Origin of the sequence: Xanthomonas euvesicatoria (assembly GCF_013112235.1) — a bacterium.
In the GTDB taxonomy this organism is placed as follows: domain Bacteria; phylum Pseudomonadota; class Gammaproteobacteria; order Xanthomonadales; family Xanthomonadaceae; genus Xanthomonas; species Xanthomonas euvesicatoria.
In genome coordinates this window covers 2,144,277-2,166,771 of record NZ_JABFFS010000001.1, presented here as the reverse complement: position 1 = coordinate 2,166,771, position 22,495 = coordinate 2,144,277, and the positions used below count along the sequence as shown (strand labels likewise).

Genomic DNA, 22,495 nt, shown 5'->3' with positions numbered 1-22,495 from the left:
TATGCTGATCGGCCTAGAGCGAGCCTATGGAAACTCCCACCAATGCTGGCGATTGGCGCCTAGCCTTGCGCCGCGAGGCCTCCGATAGCGCGCGTTGGCAGGCGCTGTGGGAAGCTGCCGTTGCACTGCGCCAGGTGCACAGCCCCGAGCAGGCCTGCGATGCGGTCCTTGGCCGGGTGCTGCTGCTGCTGGGCCTGGAACACGGCGCAGTACTGGCGCAGCGCGGCCCGCGCGCGCAAGTGTTGGCCAGCCGCGGCCGTGCATTGCCGCCCGGTGCCAGCGCCGCCGGCGACGGCCAGGAAGCGGCCTGGTTGATGCCACCGCGCCCGTCCGACATCCGCGAAGCCAGGGTGCCGATCCACGCGCTGGGCACCACGCACGGCATGCTCTGCGTGGCCTGGAGCGAAGGCCGCCCGGCCCCCGGCAATGACGACGTGCAGGCGCTGCAGGCGTTCGCGCTGCTGCTGCCGGCGATGGTGGCGGAGCCGGCCAAACCGATTGCCACGCGGCGGCGCAAACCGCTGCAGGACGACCGTCTGGGCGCGCTGAGCAAGCGCGAAAAACAGGTGTTGTCGTTGCTTCCGCGCGGACTCACCAACGCGACCCTCGCAGCTGAACTGGGGATTTCTCCCGGCACGGTGAAAGTGCACGTGGAGCGAATCCTGCAGAAACTTGAGGTAAAAGATCGCACCCAGGCCGCGGTGTACGCGGTCCAATCCGGACTTGCGCTATGAATGCATTGGCGGTGCGTTGGAACGATTGGCCGATTACCCGCAAAAGCCTGGCGGTGGTCACCCTGCCGCTGCTGTTGCTGGCCGTTGCGTTGATGGCGATCTACAGCGTGGAACGGCAGAACATCGCCGCCGAAAACGACGTGCGGCAGACCCTGGAAGTGCTCAGCGATCTGTATGAAGCGCACGCACTGTTGGCCGAAACCGCGGCCGGCGTGCGCGGATATCGTCTGGTGCGGCGCGATGAATTCCTGACCCCGTATCGCGATGCCGAGCCGCGGCTGCAGCGCGTGGCCGACCGTCTTTCGCAACGCATCACCGATCCCAGCCAAGCGCGGCGCTTTGCGCGCATCAAGCCGCTTTTTGCGGAAAAAATGCAGGGTTGGCGCCGATTGCTGGCACCGGATCTGAGCCGCGAAGAAGAGATCCGGCAACTGTGGGATGGCAAGTACAAACTCGACATCCTGCGTGCGGAACTGCGCGAGTTGCGCAACTACGAAACCGCGCAGTTGCAGGTACGTACCGCCAAGGCGCAAGGGCTGCGCCAGCGCAACCTCATCATCACCTTGAGCGCGGCGATGCTGGGCGGGCTGGGCGCGGTATTTGCCGTGGCATGGTTCGCCTCGGCATTGTCCGGGCGCCTGCGCACCCTGGCCGCCAACGCCGACCGGCTGGGCGAAGGCCTGCCGCTGGCACCGCAGCCGCGTGCCGGCGACGAACTGGGCCAGGTCGGCCAGCGTCTGGCGCAAGCCAGCGAATTGTTGGCCGCACGCGCAGCCGAAGCGCAACTGGCGCGGCGCGAGGCCGAAACCGCCAACCGCGCAAAAACCGAATTTCTCTCGCGCAGCAGCCATGAACTGCGGACTCCGCTCAATGCGATCCTGGGCTATGCGCAGGTGCTGGAAATGGATCTGCCCGAGCCGGGTCATCGGCGGCATCTGCAGCACATTCTGGGTGCCGGCAGGCACTTGCTCGGGTTGATCACCGAGCTGCTGGACATCGCGCGTATCGAAGCCGATCAACTTGATCTGAGCCCGGAGCCGGTCTCGGTACGCGCGGCCGTGCACGAAGCCCTGGGACTGATCGCACCGGATGCCGACAAGCATGGCATTGCGCTGCAACCGGCCTCCATCGACGGACCGTGGACGGTGCGCGCCGATGCGCAGCGGCTGCGCCAGGTGCTGCTCAATCTGCTGTCGAACGCGGTCAAGTTCAATCGTACTGGCGGGCAGGTGCAGGTGAGCGCGCAGGCCGATGGCGAACAGGTGCGTATTACGGTTGCCGACCAGGGCGCGGGGCTGACCCCGGCGCAGATCGACCGCCTGTTTACACCGTTCGAGCGCTTGGGCGCCGAGCGCTCTGCGGTGGAAGGCACCGGGCTGGGGTTGGCGCTGAGCAAGCGCTTGATCGAGGCGATGGGTGGACAGATCGGCGTGCACAGCAGCAGCGATGGCGCGCGGTTCTGGATTTCGCTGCCGCAGGGCGAGCATCGGCACAGTGAACCGGCGCGGCCGCTGGTACCTCCAAGCAGTGCCGGCAGCGGCGTGTGCCGGCTGTTGAGCATCGAAGACAATCCATCCAATCAGGCGTTGATCCGCACGCTCACCGAGCGTCGCCCGCAGTGGCAGCTGCTCGAGGCGGCCAGCCTGGCGCAGGCGCGTGCGCTATTGCAGCACGGCGCGCCGGATCTGATCCTGCTGGACCTGCACCTAAGCGATGGCAACGGCGAAGAGCTGTTGCGCGAATTGCAGGCGCAGCCGGCGCTGGCGGCCATCCCGGTGGTGGTGATCAGTGCCGATGCCACCACCGCCACACTGGCGCGCGTGGGCAATCAAGGCGTGCGCGCCTATCTGACCAAGCCGCTCGACGTGGCGGAATTCTTCACCGTGATCGACGGGTTGCTGGCATGACACGCGACGAAATTCTCGGTTCCCGCATCCTCATCGTCGACGACGAGCCGGCCAACGTGCGGTTGCTCGAAGACCTGCTGCAACGCGAAGGTTTCCAGCAAGTGATCGCCACCACCGATCCGCTACGGGTCATGGGCCTGGTCTCGGCATTTGCCCCGGACCTGATCCTGCTGGATCTGAAGATGCCCGAGTTGGACGGCTACGCGCTGCTGGAACAGCTGGCGCGGCTGTCAGACCCTGGCCGGTTCCTGCCCGTGATCGTGCTCACCGCCGACCCCAGCCGCAGCGCGCGCCACCGCGCCCTGGGCCTGGGCGCCAAGGACTTTTTGACCAAGCCGCTGGATACCTTCGAAGTCGCACTGCGGGTCTGGAACGTGGCCGAAACCACCGTGTTGTTCAAGCGTCTGCGCGCATTGGCCGCGCCGGATGCAGCGCCGCCGGGGTGGCGTCAGCAGGAATGACGCGCATACATCGCAGGAGCGCACCTGGGCGCGACGTGGCGTTTATCGGCAGAGCCTCGTCGCGCCCGGGTGCGCTCCTACGACTGGCGCTGCGCTACAGCGCCCGCGTGACCTGCCCGCACAAGCCGATCTCCGCCAGCACCGCCTGGGCCTGAGTCAAATGCATATCTGCCACGCAGACCTGCAGCACGCCGAAGGCGGGCAGCTCGCCGGCACCGCCCAGCAGCGATTCACCGAAGACAAACGCGGTGATGCCGGCATCTTCCAGCGCGTGCTTGGCCAGATGCGCATCGATGAGGTGACTGGCGCGGTAGGCGATCTGCATCTCAGCTGCGCTCTGCACGTTCGCGCTGCGCGCCATTGCGCCAGTCGCGTAGCGCCGGCAATGCATCCAGCGCCGCCACATAATCTCCGGCCGCTTCAAATAGCGGCACGCCGTAGCTGGAAAAACGCAGCGCCACCGGCGCATACATCGCATCGACAATGCCGAACTGCCCGCACAGGAACTGCCCGGCATGGCCGTGCTCGGCGCGCAGGCTGGCCCACAGCGCCTGGATGCGCGTGATGTCGCGCTCGGCCGCGGCATCCCACTGGGCAGGGCCCGGCGCGCGGGCCAGATTCATCGGCAATTGGCTGCGCAAGGCCGCAAAGCCTGAATGCATCTCTGCCGCGGCCGCGCGCGCCTGTGCACGCACGGCCAGGTCGGTCGGCCAGCCGCGGCCGTCCAACCAGCGCTCGTTGATGTATTCGCAGATCGCCAGCGAATCCCACACATGCAGGGCGTCGTCCCACAGCACCGGCACCTGGCGGGTCGGCGAATACCCGGCAATGCGCGCCTGGAATTCGGGCGTCGCCAGCGGCAGCGCGACTTCCTCGAACGGCACCCTGAAGTGTCGCAACAGCAGCCACGGCCGCAACGACCAGGAAGACAAGGTCTTGTCGCCGATCACCAGACGGGGCAGTGGCATGGGCTCGAGCGCTCCAACGGGGTCGGCGCAGCGTACGCGTCGCGGCCGATACCCGCCAGCCATGCCCGGTCGCAGGCACGCCTGGTCCTGCAGCACGCGCGCAAGGCAGCGCGTGCGGGCCAACAACGTGAAAAGGCCAAGCGTGAGGTGAGAGCGGGCCTTGCGCCGTGGTTGCTGCGCAATGGGCACGCCGACCGCGCCTGCTCGCCAGATCCGTCGGCGCCGCCTGGCGTGCCGTGGGTTGCATCGTGAAACCGGCGACGACAGATCCGCACATCGCCGGCACGGCCTGCGGGGGCTGCCCGGGACCCAACCCCGCGCAAACCAACGCCCGGAAGCCGCCCCGCCGCGCCCCGCGCCTACCCCTAACCGGTGCCACCGCCTAAACTTGCGGTTTACCCATTGCTGATGCGCGCATGTCCGAGACCCTAGCCACCGACGCCACCGCCCCGGCGGAGAAGAAAGACTTCATCCGCCAGATCGTCCGCGAGGATCTGGCCAGCGGCAAGCACACGGTCATCCGCACCCGCTTCCCGCCCGAGCCCAACGGCTACCTGCATATTGGCCATGCCAAGGCGATCTGCCTGGATTTCGGCCTGGCGGCCGAGTTCGGCGGGCTGTGCAACCTGCGCCTGGACGATACCAACCCGGCCAAGGAAGACCCCGAGTTCGTGGTGGCCATCCAGGACGACGTGCGCTGGCTGGGCTATGAGTGGGCACAACTGCGCCACGCCTCGGATTATTTCCAGGTGTATTACCTGGCCGCGCAGAAGCTGATTCGCGATGGCCATGCGTTCGTGTGCGACCTGTCCGCAGAACAGGTGCGGCAATACCGTGGCACGCTGACCGAGCCCGGCCGCAATTCGCCGTTCCGCGAGCGCAGCGTCGAAGAAAACCTGGAGCTGTTCGCACGCATGCGTGCCGGCGAATTCCCGGACGGCGCGCGCACGCTGCGCGCCAAGATCGACATGGCCAGCGGCAACATCAACCTGCGCGACCCGGCGCTATACCGCATCAAGCATGTGGAGCACCAGAACACCGGCAATGCGTGGCCGATCTACCCCATGTACGACTTCGCGCATTCGCTCGGCGATGCGGTGGAAGGCATCACCCACTCGCTGTGCACGCTGGAATTTGAAGACCACCGCCCGCTGTACGACTGGTGCGTGGACAAGGTGGACCTGGCCGGTCACCCGGAACTGCTGCAGCCGCTGCTGGACAAGGGCTTACCGCGCGAAGCGGCCAAGCCGCGTCAGATCGAGTTTTCGCGCCTCAACATCAACTACACGGTGATGAGCAAGCGCAAGCTCACCGCGCTGGTGGAAGAGCAGCTGGTGGACGGTTGGGACGACCCGCGCATGTACACGCTGCAGGGCCTGCGCCGGCGTGGCTATACGCCGGCGGCGATGCGGTTGTTCGTGGACCGCGTGGGCATCAGCAAGCAGAACTCGCTGATCGATTTCTCGGTGCTGGAAGGTTGCCTGCGCGAGGATCTGGACGCCGCGGCGCCGCGCCGCATGGCAGTGATCGACCCGCTCAAGCTGGTGCTGACCAACCTGCCGGAAGGCCATACCGAAACGCTGCAGTTTTCCAACCACCCCAAGCACGAGAGCTTCGGCACACGCGAAGTACCGTTTGCGCGCGAGCTGTGGATCGAGCGCGAGGATTTTGCCGAGGTGCCGCCCAAGGGCTGGAAGCGCCTGGTGCCGGGCGGCGAAATCCGCTTGCGCGGCGCAGGCATTGCGCGCGTGGACGAGGTGATCAAGAACGCTGACGGCGAGATCGTCGAACTGCGCGGCTGGCTCGATCCGGAATCGCGTCCGGGCATGGAAGGCGCCAACCGCAAGGTCAAGGGCACCATCCACTGGGTCAGCGCCGCACACGCAGTGGAAGCGGAAATCCGCCTGTACGACCGCCTGTTTTCGGTGGAAAAGCCCGACGACGAATCCGAAGGCAAGACCTACCGCGATTATCTGAACCCCGAGTCCAAGCGCAACGTGCGCGGCTACGTGGAGCCGAGCGCTGCGATGGCTGCGCCGGAGCAGGCGTTCCAGTTCGAACGCAGCGGTTACTTCGTTGCCGACCGTCGCGACCATAGCGCGGCCACGCCGGTCTTCAATCGCAGCGTGACCTTGCGCGATACCTGGGCCAAGTAACCACGCAGGACAGACAGCGGCGCTCTTGCAAAGCGGGCGTCGCTGCTCCCTAGGTTGGGCGGCGGCTGCACGGCTGCAGAGGCGGCACCTGCGTCGTCACGCACCCTCTTGGCCGCAACGCCGATGCGCAGCAAGCGGCTGCCACGCCGTGGACCGCTTTAGGCCATCACGATCGTGGCGGTGGCGCATGCGCTGCGATGGCATCCCATTGATTTGCGCAGCGCCATCGCACGCACGCGGCGCCATGCGTGTGACCGACGACATCACAGAAGCTGGAACAGCGCACTGATGCAGCGTGCGGCGTTGCATCCGTCTGCAGCGCCCGCCTTGATCAACGCCCTGCCGCACGGCACGCTGCAATGCATGCCCTGAGGAACAGCACGATGCGTGAACGCTTGATGGTGGGTGTCGCCTGCGGAATCGGTGCGGGCGCGCTGTGGGGGCTGGTGTTTCTGGCGCCGCAATTGCTGGGCGCTTTTACGCCGCTGCAATTGGCGGTGGCGCGGTATCTCTCGTATGGCGCCGTGGCGACCTTGCTGCTGGCGCCACGCGCGCGGCAGACCGCTGCCCGGCTGGGCGCTGCCGAATGGTGGGCGTTGGTGCGCTTGAGCCTGATGGGAAACCTGATGTATTACGTGCTGCTTGGCAGCGCCGTGCAGTGGGCAGGCAGCGCGGCAACGGCGTTGATCATCGGGCTGTTGCCGGTGGTGGTCACCGTGATCGGGACGCGTGCCGCCGGTGCGGTGCAATTGCGACGTCTGGCCGCGCCCTGCGTTTTGTGCGTGATCGGCGTGACATTGGTGGCAGTGGATACCGTGCAGGACGACTCCGGCCAGCAGGCAAGCGATCGCCTGACCCGGATCGCCGGCCTGCTGTGCGCGGCGGGTGCGCTGGTGTCGTGGTCGGCCTATTCGATCGCAAATGCACGCTGGTTGCGGCGGCGCCCGGATCTGTCCGGCGGCGACTGGTCGCTGCTGACCGGCGTGGTCACCGGCGCACTGGCGTTGTTGCTGGCGCCGGCGGCCCTGATCGGCAGTGCCGCGCATGCACCGCTCGAGTGGGCCAGTTTCTGGGGCGTGTCGCTGTTGCTGGGCATCCTGGCCTCGATCATCGGCAATGCGCTGTGGAATCGTGCCAGCCGCGTGCTACCGCTGACCCTGGTCGGGCAGATGATCGTATTCGAGACGGTGTTTGCGCTGCTGTACGGCTTCGCCTGGGAAATGCGGCTGCCCACGCCATTGGAGTTGGCCGCCATCGCCTGCCTGCTGGTCGGCGTGCTGTGGTGCGCAGCACTGCATGCGGAAGCGAAATGACCCCGGTACCTGATGCACGCAGCGGCCTAGATTGCAGGCTGTATCAGCCAGCGATGCCGCCATGTGCCTCCCGCGACCATGCTTACGCCCACCTGCAAATACCTTGCGCGGCGCGGTGTTTTCGCTGTCGATCGGCCTTGCGGCCTGCTCGCCGCAGCCGCCCGTTTCGAACGCGGCGACTCCGGCCGAGGTGTTCTGTACGCTGCTTCCGGGTCGGCCGGATGACGATCTGCCCAGCGATCGCCGCGACGAAAGCATGCAGCAACTGGACCTTGCCACGCGCTGCCACCGGTCACTGCGCAGACGGCGTTGACTTCACCAAGAGCAGCTGACAACACCGAGCGGGCAGTCGTCAGGCGGATACGACGGCGCGGAGCAACCGGAGTGGACGCGTGGTACATGCCGATTCCGGGCAGCGGCCGCGCCCGCCCGGCGGCTGCACAGTCGTTTCGTTAGCTGCTCCAAGGCTGCAGGCGTGTTTCGGTCACACGCGACGCCGTCGCCAGCGTCATCAGCCATAACGCGCGCACGATCTGGATTGCGGAATTTTCTAGCTGATCCTGCGCGTGCCACATTCCGCGCACCCGGGGCTTACCATGGCCGCTCACCTATCCTGATCGGAGCGGCCGCATGTCCCGTCTTTTGTCCCGGTGTCTGAGCACGCTGTTGCTGCTGGCCTGTCTTGGGTCGATTGGCTGCGTGGCCGCACCACCGACCGATACCGCCACGCCACCTCCGGCGACCGGCTCGACACGCGGCCCGGCAGCCGGCAAAGCGGTCGTCGTCACCACCACCTGCCGCACCGATGCCGATTGCACAGTGAAGAACGTCGGCAACTGTTGCGGTGCGTTTCCGGCCTGCGTCAACGTCAACAGCGCCACCGACCCCAACGGCGTACTGGCGCAATGCCAGGCTGGCGGCATGATGAGCGTGTGCGGCTTCCGCGAGATCAGCGCCTGCCAGTGCGTGGCCGGTCAATGTGCCGCAAAGGACGCGCAGGCCGATACACTGCGCCCCGCCACTCCCCCTACAGAAACGGTCCACTGATGCTTTACGCGCACATCCACCTCACCCTGCCCGACTGGATCCACGCGCATGTCGACGACAGCCGCGCCTATCCCAGCGATGAGGACAAGGTGGCCCTGGCGATCGAGCTGTCGCGGATGAATGTGCGCGAACGCAGCGGCGGCCCGTTCGGCGCGGTGGTGTTCGGCCCGGACCATCGCATCATCGCCGCCGCAGTGAACCGCGTGGTGCCGCAGACCACCTCGCTGGCGCATGCCGAAAACATGGCCTACATGCTGGCGCAACAGCGCCTGCAGACGCCACGCTTGAACGATGTGCTGTCGCCGGTGACGCTGGCCACCTCCGCGCAGCCGTGCTGCCAGTGCTACGGCGCGACCGTATGGGCCGGCATCGACCGCCTGCTGATCGGCGCGCGCGCCGACGACGTGATGGCGCTGACGCAATTCGACGAAGGCCCGTTGCCGGCCGACTGGGTGGGTGAACTGAGCCGCCGCGGCATCGAGGTGGTGCGCGACGTACTGCGCGACCAGGCGTGTGCAGTGCTGCGCAACTATGGCGAGGGCGGCGGTGACCATTACTGATGTCGCCGGCGCAGCGGGCGCCCTCCTGCAGGTGCAGCGATGAGCGGCCTGCTGTGTTATTGCCGGCAGGGTTTCGAACCTGAGCTGGCCGCAGAACTGAGCGCGCGCGCTGCATTCGTCGGCATCGCCGGGTATGCGCGCACCCAACGCAACGACGGCTATGTGCTGTTCGTCTGCGACGAGGCTGCGCAACTTGCAGCAAAACTGCAGTGGCGCGAGTTGATCTTCGCCCGGCAAAAGCTGGTAGTGATTGCCGAGCTGAAAGGTATCGACCCCAAGGACCGCATCACGCCGATCCTGGCCGCGTTGGACGGGCAGCAGCGGTTTGGCGATCTGTGGGTGGAACACCCGGATTCGGACGCTGGCAAGCCGCTTGCAGGCCTGGCGCGCAGCTTCGGCAATGCACTGCGACCGGCCCTGCGCAAGGCCGGCCTGCTCACCGACAAGCCGCAGCCGCGCCAACCGCGGTTGCACGTCTGTTTTCTCGACGGCGACCACGCCTTGCTGGCGGTGGCCGACAACGCCGACAGCGCGCCGTGGCCGCTGGGCATTCCACGCCTGAAATTGCTGCCGGAAGCGCCTTCGCGCTCTGCTCTCAAGCTCGACGAGGCCCTGCTGACGCTGCTCACGCCCGAAGAACGCGACGCACTGGTCAAGCCGGGCATGCGCGCGGCCGATCTGGGCGCTGCGCCCGGCGGCTGGACCTGGGTACTGACGCGGCAGCACGTGCACGTCACCAGCGTGGACAACGGCCCGCTGCGCGAGCATGTGCTGGAGACCGGGCTGGTGGAGCACCTGCGCGCCGACGGCTTCCACTGGAAGCCCGCGCAGCCGCTGGACTGGATGGTCTGCGACATGGTGGAGCAACCGCGCCGCGTGGCCGAACGCATGGCCACCTGGGTGCGCGAAGGCTGGTGCCGCAACACCATCTTCAACCTCAAGCTGCCGATGAAAAAGCGCTGGGACGAGACCCGCCTGTGCCTGGACCTGTTCGAGCAACAGGCAGAAAAATCATTGATCGTGCGCGCCAAGCAGCTGTATCACGATCGCGAGGAGATCACGGTACTGGCGATGCGGGAGTGAGGCTGGGAATCGGGATTCGGGAATCGGGAATCGGGAATCGTAAAAGCGGTTGGCCGGTTCGGCTGTATATGCTGTCGTCGATTCCTTCGACCACCGCGCGACGTTCACTGAGCGTTTTGAATCATTCCTGCACAGCGATGCTCTGCGCGTTTGAAGCGCGCCTGAGGCGTGCAACGGGAATCCTCGTGATGGTTGGTCCCGTGCCTTGTAGTAGAAATTGCTTCCCGACTAGCGCGACTCGCTTTTGCGAAATTGACGCTTGCTCTTCTCACTGAATCAACATTTCTGCGGCCGCTGGTTGCCGCTGGTGTGCTGCTTGCAGCTGTCGGCCATTGATTGCGGGCGTGACGCACCGCGGCCGGTTGGCCGCTTGCTCGCTCCACAGTCAGAATGTGTGTTGGCCGCTGTGTGCTGCCATGCCTGGCGGCCCTGGGCCGCTGCTTGCTATTGCGGTGGCCCCGGCGGCACTTGGCCGCCGGAACCAGCTCATTTACAGCACGATGCGCTTGCTGCCCTCGCGCGCCGAGCGGTAGATCGCATCGACGATGCGGATGTCGCGCAGGCCTTCTTCGCCCGGCGCACGTAATGGCGTGCCGTTCATGATGGCCAGCGCGTCTTCGTCCATCTGCAGCGCTTGCTGATGCGGCACCTTGGCGTCGAACACGCGGCCATCGCTGGCCTTGCCGGTCACGCCCTGGTAGCTCTGGAACGGCGACAACTCGTACCAACCGCGCTCGCACTCGGCGCGCAGCACATTCATGTTCTTGCCGAAGCTGGTCTTGCACTCGGCGCGCACCGCATTGGGAAACTCCAGGGTGAAGTCCATGTGCTCGTCGACTTCATCGAACAAATCGGGTCGGTCGGTCCAGCGCTTGGCCGTTACTGCCAGCGGCTCGGCGCCCACGGTGTAACGCGCGGCGTTGAGCGGATACACGCCCATGTCGTACATCGCGCCGCCACCGAACTGCGAGCGCAACCGCCACGGGCGGTCGGCCTTGGCGGTGCCTTGATAGCCGTTGTACCCGGCCTCGGCACGCACGCGTTGCATCGCGCCGAACGGTTTTTCGCTGGCCATCGCAATCACGCGCCGCGTGTTGGGCTCATGCTGCATGCGGTAGCCGATCGTCAGCGCCACCTTGTTGCGTTTGCAGGCAGCAATCATGGCCTCGCATTCACCGGCGTGCATCGCCATCGGCTTCTCGCACCACACATGCTTGCCCGCGGCAGCCGCACGCAGGGTCAGTGGCGCATGCAGATGCGTTGGCGTGACGATGTACACCACATCGATGTCGTCGTTGTCGGCGATACGATCGAAGTTCTCGTAGTTGTAGACATTGCGGTCGGCGATGCCGTACTTGGACTGCCACTGCGGAATCTTCGACGGCGTGCCGGTGACGATCCCGGCAAGCTTGCAATGCTTGGTCAGCGCCAGGCCGGGCGCGAGCTGTTCGCTGGCATAACTGCCCAACCCGACCAACGCGACATTGAGCGGTTTTCCGGGCTTTTTCTTCGGCACTGCCCACGTCGGTGCAGCCAGCAGGATGCCTGCACCGCCAAAGGCGGCAAGCAAGCGGCGACGTGTGATCGATTCCACGGACATGCAAACCTCCTTCGCGAGTGTGGGCGTACTGCTCGCGCACCTTACTTGATCGGGTGTGATCACCGCCATGGTCGCGCTGCACGTTCTGGCACACTGCTGGCGATCACATCCGGAGCATTGCGCATGACCGTCGTTGCCCATCTTCGCTATCTGCCGCTGGCGCTCCTGTTGTCCAGTTCGCTCGCCAGCGCTGCCGACACACCCTTCGTTGCGCGCGATCTGATCGGCGATGGCGCATTCACACACAATGCCGAAGGCCCGGCGACCGGTCCGGATGGCGCGCTGTACGCGGTGAACCTGGGCAAGGACGGCACCATCGCGCGCATCGCGCTGCAGGCCGACGGCGGCGCACGTGCCGAGGTGTTCGTCACCTTGCCCGAGGGAAGCACCGGCAATGGCATCCGCTTTCGCGACGGCACCATGTATGTCGCCGATTACACCGGCCACAAGATCCTGCAGGTCAACATGCAGACGCGTGCGGTCAGCACGTTCGCGGCGTTGCCCGAGGCAGATGGCCCCAACGATCTGGCGCTGGCGCCCGATGGCAGCTTCTACGCCAGCGACCCGAACTGGAAGGACAATGGCGGGCGCTTGTGGCACATCGGCCGCGACGGCGCGGTGCGGCTGCTGGAGGCAGGGATGACCACGCCCAACGGCCTGGATGTCAGCCCCGACGGCAAACAGCTGTATGTCAATGAAAGCATGTCGCGCAAGGTGTGGGCCTACGACCGTGGCAGCGACGGCAGCCTGCGCAACAAACGGCTGCTGATCAGCTTCCCCGATTTCGGCATGGACGGCATGCGCTGCGATGCCGACGGCAATCTGTACATCGCCCGCTACGATGCCGGGCAGATTGCAGTGGTGTCGCCACAGGGCAAGCTGCTGCGTACGGTGGCATTGAAGGGGCGCAAGGCCAGCAACGTGGCCTTCGGCGGCGCCGATGGCAAGCAGGTGTTCGTCACCTTGCAGGACCGCGGCGCAGTTGAAACGTTCAGGTCCGATCGTCGCGGGCGCGAAACCGGACACTGAAACTGGCGTGTGCGTCGCATTGGTTCTCAGGCCGCGCAACAGCGTCCTGGCATGCTGCAGGTCACCTGTGGAGGACTCCCCATGCAACCGATCGAATTGAAGGACGCGGCCGCCTTCGGCAGCGAATTTCTGCGCCTGACCCTGTTGCAGGGGTTCCAGTCGCTGACCAAGCGTGACCTGGAATTGTTGATCTTCGTGCTGCTCGAACGCGATGGCGCCATCTCGCGCAACAGCTCCAACGCTGCGGTCGCATTGCAGTTGCGGGTGACCTCGGCCAAGGTCAAGGCGCTGCGGCGCGATGGCTATGCGCGTTGGCGCTCGCTGGTGCCCGAAGAGGGCGACGCCGCGATGCAGCGCATCGTTGCCAACGTGCTCACCGAAGACAATCTGCGCTCGGGTGCAAAACATGTCAGCGAACGCAGCCGCAAGGAAGGCTTTTTGGCGGTGCGCATCGAACATCCCGACGACGCGCAACAGTTCGAGCAAGCCATTCTCGATGTCGGTGCGCTGCCGGTGTACGAACGCAACCGCGAAGTGGTCGCGGTGCGCTTCGACACGCTGCTGAAAATCGCCGAGCGCTGGGGCTACCTGCAACCGGATCCGCACGCCACTGTGCGCGCATTGCAGAAGCTCACGCCCACCGCAGAAGAGGTGTCGGATCTGCTCAAGAAGGACATTGCGCAGTTGCGCTGGGACGACGTGCGCCGCGCACTCAACAGCCTGGGTGCCAAGGCGGTGACAAGCACGGCGGAGGGCGGCCTGAAGGGACTACTGAAGATCGTCTTCCCCTTCATTCCCGGCTGAGTGGCGCCAACCAGAGCACTGCGCGATGCAATGCGCAGTGCTCGCTCAGGGCAACGATGCAGCAGCGCGACAAGACCCGTTCGCCGCCTCTGACAATTCAACAGCGTATCCCCGTCGCCAAGCGGCGCGCCACCGTCACGCACAGCGCAAAAGGCCGCCAGGCTCTATGCTTGTGGGCTGTTCCGCATCAGGGGGATCTGATGACCAACCGCAGTCTTGCCACACTCGTCTCCACGCTGTCGCTATTGCTCTGCACTGCCGCACATGCGCAGCAGGCGCCCACGCCGGCCAGCAGCATGCCGCTGATCGACGTGCCCAGTGCCATCCGCACCCAGCCGCTGTCCAGTGGCGAAGTCACCCATCAAACCGAACTGGAGCGCCCGCGCGGCGAATCCAGCGTGATCGTGCGTTCGATCCAGCCCAATAGCGTGGTCGGCAGCTACCGCATCGATTTTGAAGCCATGGATACCGATGGCGATGGCCGCATCAGCCGTGCGGAGGCGCAGGCCAACCCTGCCCTGGCCGATGAATTCGACGCGCTCGACACCCGTCACAGCGGTTACCTGACCCGCGAACAGCTCGCTGGCTGGCTGATCCGCTGATCGTCTTACGGCAGGCGCGGCTGTACTACGCAACCGCGCACTGTGCTTCGCATCACGCCATCGCCCCCTCTTGCAGGGCCCGCTTCGGTCGGATAGATTGTATTTAACGGATACAATCTGGACGGACCGATGACTGCTCGCCTTTCACTTGCCGCCGACCTTGGCTACCAGCTGCAACTCGCCGCCCTGGCCTCCAGCCACGCCGCGCGCCAGGAATTGGCCGAGCTACAGCTCACCCCGGCGCGCGTGACCGCGTTGATCCACATCCGCGATCAACCCGGCTGCGACCAGACCGAGCTGGGCAACCGTCTGCTGGTCAACCGCGCCGCCGGCATGAAGATCGCCAATGCGCTGGCCGAGCAAGGGCTGATCGAACGCCTCGCTGGCCGCGACCGTCGCAGCAAGGGCCTGTACCTCACCGACTCGGGCGAGCGCACGCTGCTGGTTGCGCAGGGCTGCCTGGCGCGTGCGGGCGAACGCACCTGCACCGGCCTGCAGGCTAGCGAACAACAGACCCTGCTGCGCCTGCTCTGCAAGTTAAACGCCAGCGCTGCACTGGAGCGCGCCGCCGCGCCAGACACGGCGCTGGCCGAAGCACTCTGAGCCCATCAACACACCAGCACTCTCACGACTCGAAGGAGACGCCGCTTGAACGAGCATGACGTGGTATCGGTTCGCATCGAAAACCGCATCGCCTGGGTGAAGTTCGCGCGCCCCGACAAGCGCAACGCGATGAGCCCGGCGCTCAACCGCCGCATGATGGACGTGCTGGACGAGCTGGAGTTCGACGACAACGTCGGCGTGCTGGTGCTCGGCGGCGAAGGCACCGCCTGGTCGGCGGGCATGGACCTGAAGGAATATTTCCGCGAAACCGAAGCGCAGGGCCTGCGTGGCGTGCGGCGCTCGCAGCGCGAATCGTATGGCTGGTTCCGTCGCCTGCGCTGGTATCAGAAGCCGACCATCGCCATGGTCAACGGCTGGTGTTTCGGCGGCGGCTTCGGCCCGCTGTTTGCCTGCGACCTGGCGATTGCCGCCGATGAGGCGCAGTTTGGCCTGTCGGAAATCAACTGGGGCATCCTGCCCGGCGGTGGCGTCACCAAGGTCGCGGTGGAACTGCTGTCGATGCGCGATGCGATGTGGATGACGCTGACCGGCGAAATGGTGGATGGCAAGAAGGCTGCCGAATGGCGCCTGGTCAACGAAAGCGTGCCGCTGGAACGCCTGGAGGCACGCACCCGCGAAGTGGCCGAACTGTTGCTGCGCAAGAACCCGGTCGCGCTCAAGTACGCCAAGGATGCGGTGCGCCGCGTCGGCACCATGACCTACGACGAAGCCGAAGATTACCTGGTGCGCATGCAGGAAGCGGCCAATTCGTTCGACAACAACGCCCGCAAGGAAGGCATCCGTCAGTTCATCGACGAGAAGAGCTACAAGCCCGGCCTGGGCGAGTACGACCTCAGCAAACACCGAGCGTAAGCGCGTCCTACGGCGTCCGAAGCGGTGCGCGTTGTGCGTGCATCGCTGGCGCTGCCAGTGGTTTTCTGCACCGAGGAGGGAGTATGGAAGCCTTATTCGAAACGCTGCGCGGCATCGCCGCGCGAGGTCCCCTGGGTCTGTTCATCGACGGGCAATGGCGCGCAAGCACCGGCGATCGCTCGGTCGATGTGATCGCGCCGCATACCGAAGAACGGCTGCTGCGCTACACCGAACCCTCGCACGCAGATACCGAAGCGGCCATCGCAGCTGCACGCCGCGCCTTCGACCACGGCCCCTGGCCGCAGCTCTCCCCGCAAGCGCGCAGCGTGGCACTCAAGCGGGTGGCCGACCACTTGCGTGCACGCATGCCGGAGTTGGCCGAAGCATGGACGGGCCAGGTCGGCGCGACCCTTGGCTTCAGCAAGCGCGCCTCGCAGCAGGCGCCGGATTTATTCGACTACTACGCCGACCTGATTGCCACCCACGCATTCGTCGAACCACGTGTGCGCCCCAACGGTGGCCGCGTGCATGTGGTGCAGGAGCCGGTCGGCGTGGTCGCCGCGATCACGCCCTGGAACGCGCCGCTGGTATTGCTGTGCTACAAGGTCGCCGCCGCGCTGGCTGCCGGCTGCACGGTGGTGGCCAAGCCCTCGCCGGAAACGCCGATCGATGCCTATATCCTGGCCGAGTGCATCAGCGCCGCCGGCGTGCCCGATGGCGTGTTCAACCTGCTCCCCGCCGGCCGCGAGGTGGGCGAGCAATTGATCCGCCACCCGCACGTGGACAAGGTCAGCTTCACCGGCTCCACCCAGGCCGGCCGCTCGATCGGCATCGCCTGCGCCGAGCGCCTGGCACGGGTTGGGCTGGAGCTGGGCGGCAAATCGGCAGCAATCGTGCTGGAGGACGCCGACATCGCCAAGGTGCTGCCCACCCTGGTGCCCTACTCCATGCCGATCGCCGGACAGGTGTGCTTCTCGTTGACGCGCGTCCTGGTGCCGGCGCAGCGCCGCGAAGAAGTCCTGCAGGCATATTGCGCGGCACTGAGCGCAGTGAAGCTGGGCGACCCGTTTGCGGCAGACACCGGGATGGGCCCGTTGGCCCTGGGCCGCCAGCTCGAGCGTGTGCAGTCCTACATCGCCAAAGGCAAGGCGCAGGGCGCACGCCTGGCCATGGGGGGAGGCCGCCCGGCACACCTGTCGCGCGGCTTCTTCGTCGAACCGACGGTGTTTGCCGAGGTGACGCCGGACATGACCATTGCGCGCGAGGAAATCTTCGGACCGGTGGTGAGCTTCATCGACTACCACGACGAAGCCGACCTCATCGCCAAGGCCAATGCCAGCGACTACGGTCTGCACGGCACCATCTACAGCGAAGACGCCGAACGCGCCTATCGCATCGCGCGCCGCGTGCGCAGCGGCAGTCATGCGATCAACGGCATGTGGGTCGATATCAGCATGCCGTTTGGTGGCTTCAAGCATTCGGGTATCGGCCGCGAAGGCGGTATCGAAGGTCTGCATGCCTTCCTCGAAACCAAAACCCTCTACCTGAGCTAGCGCACAGTCGAAACAACGCGCGCCTGCGTGCGGACTGGCATGCACACATCGCCAACCGATAGCGCATTGCGTGCCTGCTATGCGCAGGCGCACGCGTGGGCTGCATCCGCCACGTGCGCATCACGTTCTCCGGGACGTCTAAACCTTTCGCACGCAGCACTCGCACTCACACCCAGTCACTTCCCACTCTTCCAGAAGACCGCGCCATGGCCATGCCGACCGACTCGATCGCCTTCCACGCCCGTCTCTCGCCGCAACAGTTTGCCGCACGCGACCTAGTGCTGGGCCTGAAATGGACCTATGCCGAACTGGACGCCTTGGTGGGCCGCCTGGCGGCCTTGTTGCGCCGGCGTGGCTGCGTCGATGGAGAGCGGCTCGCCGTGCTGGCGCGCAATTCGGTGTGGCAGGTGGCCTTGCACTTCGCCTGCGGGCGGGTCGGCGCGATCTATGTACCGCTCAACTGGCGGTTGAGCGCGAGCGAGCTCGATGCGCTGCTGCAACGCGCAGAGCCACGCGTATTGCTGGGCGACGATGTCGCTGCCGGTCGCACGGACATGGAAGCCTTGGCAGGCTTTATCGCGAGCGCCGATGCACTGGAGCCTGCCGACACGCCATCGATTCCGCCGGATCGTGTCAGCCTGATCCTGTTTACCTCCGGCACCTCGGGTCAGCCCAAGGGCGTGATGCTCAGCGAGCAGAACCTGCAGCATGCCGCGCATAACTTCGGCGTCACCACACGCGTGGACGCACGCAGCAGCTTTCTGTGCGAAGCACCGATGTTCCACATCATCGGCCTGGTCACCAATGTGCGCTCGGCGCTGGCGGTGGGCGGTTCGATCCAGGTCTCCAATGGCTTCGATCCCAAACGCTCGTTGGGCTGGCTTGCCGATCCATCGCTGGGAATCACGCATTACGTCGGCGTGCCGCAGATGATGCAGGCATTTCGCAATCAGCCCGGCTTCGATGCGGCAGCGCTGCGCCATCTCACCGCATTGGTCAGCGGCGGCGCGCCGCACGCCAGCGACGATCTGCTTGGCTGGCTGGACGATGGCATCCCCATGGTCTGCGGCTTCGGCATGAGCGAAGCCGGCACGGTGTTCGGCATGTCGGTGGACTGCGATGTGATCCGCAACAAGCTGGGTGCGGCCGGCATCGCAACGCCATCGGTGCAGACGCGCGTGGTCGACGACCACGGCAACGACTGCCCGGCGGGCGTTCCCGGTGAATTGCTCTTGCGCGGTCCCAACCTCAGCCCCGGTTACTGGCGCGACCCGCAGGCGAGCGCGGACGTGCTCGATGGGCAGGGCTGGTTCCGTACCGGCGATATCGTGCAGCGCGATGCCGACGGCTTCTTCTGGGTCGTCGACCGCAAGAAGGACATGTTCATTTCCGGCGGCGAGAACGTGTACCCGGCAGAGATCGAAGCGTTGCTCGCAGACCATCCGGACATCCGCGAGTGCGCAGTGGTCGGCCTGGCCGACCCGCAGTGGGGCGAGGTGGGCTATCTGGCGATCGTGCCGGCCGCTGCGGCGCCGGACCTGGAGGAGATCCGCACCTATCTGACCGCACGGCTGGCCAAGTACAAGGTGCCCAAGCATCTGCGGTTGGTGGATGCCTTGCCGCGCACGGCGACCGGCAAATTACAAAAAGCGCGCTTGAAGGACACCTTGGCCAGTGACACTTGAGGTGCCGTCGCATCGGGCGCGCATGCGCACCGCCAACTGCAACGGGCAGCCTGGGCTGCCCGTTGCTGTGGCGCGGCGCACGACCCGCCGTGTGCAGCCGCGCGCGACAACCCGTTGCGCGTTGATACAGCTCAGCAGAAATCGCGAAGCGCCGCGCGTTGCGCCGGCCTTACGCGATCACGCAGAGGCATCCAGCAACACATCGTCTTCGCCAACGCGGTCGTCCACCCACACCGCGCCCTGTTCGGCCATGAGGGCCAGCTGGTGCTCCAGCTCGCGCATCAGCAAGCGCACGCCCGGCTTGTGGATTGCGGCGCCATCGCGATAGATCACCCCGCCTGCGCGCGCCTGCGAGGGCTGCTGCAGCTGGAAGGCACGCAACTCGCCGCGTGCGATGTCGCCGGCCACCATCATGCTCGGCATCACCGCAATGCTGTCGGTGCCGAGCAGGATCTCGCGCGTGAAACTGGCCGAGCTGGAACGCAACTGGTCGCGCGTTGCAAGACCGTGCTCGCGCATGACCTGCGCCACGTCGCGTTCGACATGCTGGCTCAGGGTCGGCAGCACCTGCCGGTACGCGACCGCCTCGGCAACGCGCACCGGCCCATTGGCGAACAGCGGGTGGTCGCTGCGCGCCACCAGCGCAATCGGGTCCTGGTACAACACCTTGCGAATCAGTGCGTCGTAGCGGGCCAGCGGATACAACCGCCCGACCACCAGATCGATCTCGTTACCGGCCAGTTTGGGCAACAGCTCATCGGTGCGCCCGTGCAGCAGGCGCACCCGCAGCGTGGGCTCGGTGCGATACAGCGCGGCCAGCACCGCCGGCAGCAGACCGCTGGCCGCCACCGGCAAGGCACCCACGGTGATCGTGAGCGCATCGTCCTGCAGCAGCCCTTCGAAGGTGTCCTGGGCGCGTCGCAGCTGCCCAAGTACCACATGCGCCGTCTGCACCAGCACCTCGCCCATCGCGTTGGGGCGAACGCCGCGCGAATGCCGCTCGAACAGCGGCGCACCGACGATCTCTTCGATCTCCTGCAAGGCGCGCGTGAGCGCAGGCTGGGTGACATTCAAGACGCGTGAGGCGCGCAACAGGCTTTTCTGTCGGTCCAGCGCCTCGATGACACGCAGGTGCCGCACCTTGATGCGGTGTTCGAAGAACACGGAGGACATGGTCATTGGGGGAGACCTTGGGTTGGGAAGTCGGGTAACGCGACGATGCGGCGCTGAGCCGATACACCCGGCTCAGCGCGCATGGGGCACACGCCGCGTCTGCATGAAGTCTTCGAACGATTCGCCGCGCATGATGGCGTAGACCTGCAGGTTGGTCATGCGCACCACGCGCGCAAATTTTTCGATGACGAAGAAGTTGGCGCCGTACTGCACTAGGCCCAGCCAGTCGCGTGCACGGATCAGCGCCTTCTCCTGCTCGGTGAGTTCGGCTTCCTGCATCAATGCTTCTGCATCCTGCAAGAAACGATCGCGCCACGGGGCGCGGATCATGTGCCAGAAAAAGCGGTTCAGGCGCAGCGCGCGATTGCTGGTGCGCAGATCGAACAGGTACGTGCCGCCGATCTGCTCCATGCCATGGGTTTGCGGATTCATCAGCACCTCCTCAGGCCGCAGCGGCAGTGCGCGCAAGCAGCTCGGCCGAACGCGGCGCGCCGGCCGCTTCTTCGCCCGGCTCGTACAGCACCACGGTCATCGCCGTGGTGGTCATCAGGTAGTAGTTCTGATGCAGCTTGCGGATCGGCCCATCCAGCGCGCCGCGCATCGCCAGCCACATGATCTGCTCCACGCTCTCCGCACCGCCCAGGCGCACGTAATCGGTGTGGGTGAGATCGGTGAGTGTCTCGGGCGCATGCTGGAACCGGTCCAGAAATTCCATGTCCCACTCGGTGTTGTTGAACCCCGTGCGCTCGCCATGGATCTGGTGCGATAGCCCACCGGTGCCCACCACCACCACCCGAAGATCTTCCGGATACGATTCGATCGCGCGGCGCACTGCCTGGCCCAGGCGATAGCAGCGCCGCGCCGTCGGCAGCGGGTACTGCAGCACGTTGATGGCGATCGGCACCACCGTGCCCGGCCAGTCCGGCACATGCGGCCACAGCAGCGGCAGCGGCGCTGCGCAGCCGTGGTCGATCGGCTTGTCCTGGAACACGGTCAGGTCGAATTCGTCATTGACCAGGCATTCGGCGATATGCGCCTGCAACTGCACGTCGCCGCGGATCGGCGGCAGCTCGCGCAGCCCCGCGCCTTCGTCGGCAACCGGAAAGCGTTCGCCCACGCCCAGCGCGAAGGTGGGATACAGATCGAAGAAGAACGTCGTGCAGTGGTCGTTGTAGAAGAACACCAGCACGTCGGCCCGTTGCTCGGCCAGCCACGCGGCCACTGGCGTGTAGCCGTCGAACAACGGTTTCCATACCGGGTCCTGCTGCTTGCCCTTGTCGTAGGCCACCCCGATGGTGGGAACGTGCGAGGTCCCGATACCGCCGATGATGCTTGCCATGTTGTGCTCCTGCGACGCGGGCCGGGCCCGGTCGGGGCAGGCGCGCATCAGTGGGTGATTGGGATCTGCAACGCAATGGATCCCAACAAAGGACGACCAACGACTTCGGATCGCCAAAACGGTATCCTTGGGATCCAAATTGCCATCAAGCGATCTCATCCGCAAGGTTTTTATACACGTAAGTGCGAGTTTTCCCTGTCGAAGGAACGTGCGCTGCGGTATGGCGCGAGAGAATGGAGCCAATGGCGAACAACCACCGATTGCAAGCGATCCAGCAGCTACGCGAATTGATCCTGTGCGGCACCTTCGCGCCGGGCGAGCGCCTCACCGAGGCGGCACTGGCCGAGCGCCTGGCGCTTTCGCGCACGCCGATCCGCCAGGCCCTGCCGGCGTTGTGCCAGGAAGGCCTGCTGGTGCAGGCAGGCAACCGTGGTTACGCCGTGCGGCGCTTCAGCCAGCAGGAAAGCCTGGATGCACTGGCGGTGCGCGCAGTGATGGAAGGCATGGCCGCGCGCACCGTCGCCGAACGGGGCGCCCCCGCCGAGTTGCTCGCCACCTTGTACGCCTGCCTGGGCGAAGGCGACCGCATCCTGGCCAGCCGCAATCTCCGTGCCGACGACGAGCAGGCATATGGCGCAATGAATGCCCGTTTCCATCGCGCCATCGTGGAGGCGGCCAACAAGCCGATCCTGACCGAAACGGTGGAGCGCTGCACCTTGGTGCCGTTCGTCAGCCCGGTCAACGTCGTGTTCGGCCAACGCACTGCCGCGCTTGCCTACGACGATCTGTTTTACGGACACAGGCAACACGGCGCGATCGTCTCGGCCATCGAGCAACGCGATGGCGCACGCGCGGAATTGCTGTTCCGCGAACACGCCAACACGCAACGGCACAGCATGGGACTGTGAGACGAGCGCTTTGCTCGTCGATACCCCTGCGCGCCAAGCACCCGGCTTGAGCGATGAGGCCGGACCTCCCGCGCAAGCAGGTTCGCGTGACGGATCG

The 22,495-nt window shown here is 65.8% G+C and carries 22 protein-coding genes, 1 other RNA gene and 1 pseudogene; 17 read left to right on the top strand and 7 right to left on the bottom strand.

All coding sequences use genetic code 11. The features are described 5' to 3' along the window. Positions 1-26 precede the first annotated feature (26 nt). The 3 genes from HLH45_RS09245 to HLH45_RS09235 are packed head-to-tail and all read left to right on the top strand — an operon-like array spanning position 27 to position 3,102. Positions 27-734, top strand: coding sequence for a helix-turn-helix transcriptional regulator (locus HLH45_RS09245; RefSeq protein WP_008572610.1), 708 nt, complete (start codon positions 27-29; stop codon positions 732-734). Beyond that, positions 731-2,641 (top strand): ATP-binding protein, encoded by a 1,911-nt coding sequence (locus tag HLH45_RS09240; protein WP_008572609.1) that lies wholly within the window; start codon positions 731-733, stop codon positions 2,639-2,641. Before HLH45_RS09245 ends, HLH45_RS09240 begins: the two co-directional genes overlap by 4 nt. Next, complete coding sequence (locus HLH45_RS09235; protein WP_008572608.1) at positions 2,638-3,102, top strand: response regulator; 465 nt, start codon at positions 2,638-2,640, stop codon at positions 3,100-3,102. The genes HLH45_RS09240 and HLH45_RS09235 overlap by 4 nt, the downstream gene beginning before the upstream one ends. A 94-nt stretch (positions 3,103-3,196) precedes the next feature. Here the strand turns inward: HLH45_RS09235 and HLH45_RS09230 are convergent, their stop codons facing one another. Both HLH45_RS09230 and HLH45_RS09225 read right to left on the bottom strand, forming a co-directional pair. Then, a complete protein-coding gene (locus HLH45_RS09230) occupies positions 3,197-3,427 on the bottom strand; it encodes a putative signal transducing protein (RefSeq protein ID WP_014089453.1) in 231 nt (76 codons plus the stop codon). Between the two features lies 1 nt (position 3,428). Further along, positions 3,429-4,070, bottom strand: a complete 642-nt coding sequence (locus HLH45_RS09225; protein WP_008572606.1) for a glutathione S-transferase family protein — start codon at positions 4,068-4,070, stop codon at positions 3,429-3,431. A 416-nt stretch (positions 4,071-4,486) separates the two neighbouring features. Here HLH45_RS09225 and HLH45_RS09220 point away from each other — a divergent pair, with 416 nt between their 5' ends. The 3 genes and pseudogenes from HLH45_RS09220 (at position 4,487) to HLH45_RS09210 (ending at position 7,539) form a co-directional block, all read left to right on the top strand. Then, positions 4,487-6,226: a glutamine--tRNA ligase/YqeY domain fusion protein gene (locus HLH45_RS09220; protein ID WP_008572605.1), complete on the top strand. Its 1,740-nt coding sequence runs from the start codon at positions 4,487-4,489 to the stop codon at positions 6,224-6,226. A 165-nt stretch (positions 6,227-6,391) separates the two neighbouring features. After that, positions 6,392-6,598, top strand: a pseudogene (locus HLH45_RS09215) (hypothetical protein). Between the two features lie 11 nt (positions 6,599-6,609). Further along, on the top strand, positions 6,610-7,539 hold the full coding sequence (locus HLH45_RS09210) for a DMT family transporter (protein WP_014089450.1): 930 nt from the start codon (positions 6,610-6,612) through the stop codon (positions 7,537-7,539). A gap of 326 nt (positions 7,540-7,865) precedes the next feature. Here the strand turns inward: HLH45_RS09210 and HLH45_RS09200 are convergent. Next, a non-coding RNA gene (locus HLH45_RS09200) (sX9 sRNA) lies at positions 7,866-7,940 on the bottom strand. 265 nt (positions 7,941-8,205) lie between these two features. Here HLH45_RS09200 and HLH45_RS09195 point away from each other — a divergent pair. The 3 genes from HLH45_RS09195 to rlmM are packed head-to-tail and all read left to right on the top strand — an operon-like array spanning position 8,206 to position 10,229. Next, a complete protein-coding gene (locus HLH45_RS09195) occupies positions 8,206-8,586 on the top strand; it encodes a hypothetical protein (RefSeq protein ID WP_046932418.1) in 381 nt (126 codons plus the stop codon). Then, positions 8,586-9,146, top strand: a complete 561-nt coding sequence (locus tag HLH45_RS09190; protein ID WP_008572602.1) for a nucleoside deaminase — start codon at positions 8,586-8,588, stop codon at positions 9,144-9,146. The genes HLH45_RS09195 and HLH45_RS09190 overlap by 1 nt, the downstream gene beginning before the upstream one ends. Positions 9,147-9,185: 39 nt before the next feature. After that, positions 9,186-10,229, top strand: a complete 1,044-nt coding sequence (rlmM, locus tag HLH45_RS09185) for a 23S rRNA (cytidine(2498)-2'-O)-methyltransferase RlmM (RefSeq protein WP_008572601.1) — start codon at positions 9,186-9,188, stop codon at positions 10,227-10,229. A 490-nt stretch (positions 10,230-10,719) separates the two neighbouring features. Here rlmM and HLH45_RS09180 read toward each other — a convergent pair whose 3' ends face one another. Beyond that, complete coding sequence (locus HLH45_RS09180) at positions 10,720-11,829, bottom strand: Gfo/Idh/MocA family protein (RefSeq protein WP_033478660.1); 1,110 nt, start codon at positions 11,827-11,829, stop codon at positions 10,720-10,722. Between the two features lie 123 nt (positions 11,830-11,952). Between HLH45_RS09180 and HLH45_RS09175 the strand changes: the two genes are divergently transcribed. From HLH45_RS09175 to HLH45_RS09145, 7 genes are all read left to right on the top strand, one after another. After that, complete coding sequence (locus HLH45_RS09175) at positions 11,953-12,858, top strand: SMP-30/gluconolactonase/LRE family protein (RefSeq protein ID WP_008572599.1); 906 nt, start codon at positions 11,953-11,955, stop codon at positions 12,856-12,858. Between the two features lie 81 nt (positions 12,859-12,939). After that, positions 12,940-13,662 carry a hypothetical protein gene (locus tag HLH45_RS09170; RefSeq protein WP_014089445.1) on the top strand — a complete coding sequence of 241 codons (723 nt, stop codon included), beginning with the start codon at positions 12,940-12,942 and terminating at the stop codon, positions 13,660-13,662. Between the two features lie 200 nt (positions 13,663-13,862). Continuing rightward, positions 13,863-14,264, top strand: a complete 402-nt coding sequence (locus HLH45_RS09165; protein ID WP_029818729.1) for an EF-hand domain-containing protein — start codon at positions 13,863-13,865, stop codon at positions 14,262-14,264. Positions 14,265-14,393: 129 nt separating this feature from the next. Continuing rightward, complete coding sequence (locus HLH45_RS09160) at positions 14,394-14,867, top strand: MarR family winged helix-turn-helix transcriptional regulator (RefSeq protein WP_008572595.1); 474 nt, start codon at positions 14,394-14,396, stop codon at positions 14,865-14,867. Positions 14,868-14,912: 45 nt separating this feature from the next. Continuing rightward, complete coding sequence (locus HLH45_RS09155; protein WP_008572593.1) at positions 14,913-15,740, top strand: p-hydroxycinnamoyl CoA hydratase/lyase; 828 nt, start codon at positions 14,913-14,915, stop codon at positions 15,738-15,740. A gap of 83 nt (positions 15,741-15,823) precedes the next feature. After that, positions 15,824-17,293, top strand: coding sequence for an aldehyde dehydrogenase (locus HLH45_RS09150; protein ID WP_008572592.1), 1,470 nt, complete (start codon positions 15,824-15,826; stop codon positions 17,291-17,293). Between the two features lie 206 nt (positions 17,294-17,499). After that, the gene (locus HLH45_RS09145) at positions 17,500-18,978 is read left to right on the top strand and encodes an AMP-binding protein (protein ID WP_008572590.1); all 1,479 of its coding nucleotides are present in this window, start codon (positions 17,500-17,502) and stop codon (positions 18,976-18,978) included. A gap of 177 nt (positions 18,979-19,155) precedes the next feature. Here the strand turns inward: HLH45_RS09145 and HLH45_RS09140 are convergent, their stop codons facing one another. The 3 genes from HLH45_RS09140 to HLH45_RS09130 all read right to left on the bottom strand — a co-directional run bounded on the left by HLH45_RS09140 (position 19,156) and on the right by HLH45_RS09130 (position 21,490). Further along, positions 19,156-20,157, bottom strand: coding sequence for a LysR substrate-binding domain-containing protein (locus tag HLH45_RS09140; RefSeq protein ID WP_008572588.1), 1,002 nt, complete (start codon positions 20,155-20,157; stop codon positions 19,156-19,158). 66 nt (positions 20,158-20,223) lie between these two features. After that, entirely contained in the window at positions 20,224-20,583 is a 360-nt protein-coding gene (locus HLH45_RS09135) for a protocatechuate 3,4-dioxygenase subunit alpha (protein ID WP_011346487.1), read from the bottom strand. A gap of 10 nt (positions 20,584-20,593) precedes the next feature. Beyond that, on the bottom strand, positions 20,594-21,490 hold the full coding sequence (locus HLH45_RS09130; protein WP_011346486.1) for a gallate dioxygenase: 897 nt from the start codon (positions 21,488-21,490) through the stop codon (positions 20,594-20,596). A 233-nt stretch (positions 21,491-21,723) separates the two neighbouring features. Between HLH45_RS09130 and HLH45_RS09125 the strand changes: the two genes are divergently transcribed. Continuing rightward, positions 21,724-22,398, top strand: a complete 675-nt coding sequence (locus HLH45_RS09125) for a GntR family transcriptional regulator (RefSeq protein WP_005917283.1) — start codon at positions 21,724-21,726, stop codon at positions 22,396-22,398. The last annotated feature ends 97 nt before the right edge of the window (positions 22,399-22,495 follow it).